This window comes from Aeromonas sp. QDB31 (assembly GCF_027707605.1).
GTDB lineage: Bacteria > Pseudomonadota > Gammaproteobacteria > Enterobacterales > Aeromonadaceae > Aeromonas > Aeromonas media.
In genome coordinates this window covers 1-525 of the sequence record NZ_JAPCIX010000067.1, presented here as the reverse complement: position 1 = coordinate 525, position 525 = coordinate 1, and the positions used below count along the sequence as shown (strand labels likewise).

Genomic DNA, 525 nt, shown 5'->3' with positions numbered 1-525 from the left:
CGGCGCGAAGCACAAGCATCAGCAGCAGTTCCAGAAGCAGGGCAAGGCGATCAACGACAAGGTGCGCCTGTACTCCAGGATCGGCCAGGCGCTGCTGGAAGCGAAGGAAAGCGGCAGCGACCCCTATGCCGCCATCGAGGCGGTGATTCCCTGGGACGAGTTCACCGAGAGCGTCAGCGAGGCCGAGCTGCTGGCCCGGCCGGAAGGCTTCGACCACCTGCACCTGGTCGGCGAGAACTTCGCCACCCTGCGCCGTTACACGCCGGCCTTGCTGGAGGTGCTGGAACTGCGCGCCGCGCCGGCCGCGCAAGGCGTGCTGGCAGCCGTGCAGACCCTGCGTGAGATGAACGCCGACAACCTGCGCAAGGTGCCGGCCGATGCACCCACGGCCTTCATCAAGCCGCGCTGGAAGCCGCTGGTGATCACCCCGGAAGGCCTCGACCGGAAATTCTACGAAATCTGCGCCCTGTCCGAGCTGAAGAACGCCCTGCGCTCCGGCGACATCTGGGTCAAGGGCTCGCGGCA

At 66.9% G+C, this 525-nt stretch carries 1 pseudogene; it reads left to right on the top strand.

Going from position 1 to position 525, the window contains the following annotated elements:
• Window positions 1-525: pseudogene (locus PG898_RS21200) on the top strand (Tn3 family transposase); the annotation flags it as partial.